This is a genomic window from Virgibacillus sp. 7505, assembly GCF_002272135.1.
Classification (GTDB): domain Bacteria; phylum Bacillota; class Bacilli; order Bacillales; family Amphibacillaceae; genus Terribacillus.
Genome location: NZ_NPBF01000201.1, coordinates 1 through 266, shown reverse-complemented (window position 1 = coordinate 266; position 266 = coordinate 1). Strand labels below are relative to the sequence as shown.

Below are 266 nucleotides of genomic sequence, written 5' to 3'. Positions count from 1 at the left end.
CATATAGCCTGTATTTTTAGTAAGGCCTACAACAGCATGTTTGCTGGCAGTGTAGGCAGCGCCAGCATGAGCGCCATTAAGACCGCCAGAAGACGCTACATTCACAATCACGCCTTTTCCTTTTTCTAAAAAAAGAGGAAGCGCTTTGCGTGTTGCGCGCATAACACTTTTTGTATTCACGTCAAAAAGAAGGTCCCATCTTTCGTCGCTAATATCGCCAATTGGTTCAAAGCCATCCATAATGCCCGCATTATTCACGAGAATAT

At 44.4% G+C, this 266-nt stretch carries 1 protein-coding gene; it reads right to left on the bottom strand.

Going from position 1 to position 266, the window contains the following annotated elements; translation table 11 throughout:
• Nucleotides 1-266 (bottom strand): SDR family NAD(P)-dependent oxidoreductase (locus CHH91_RS18595; RefSeq protein WP_141234223.1); only part of this gene is annotated, 266 nt, incomplete at both ends.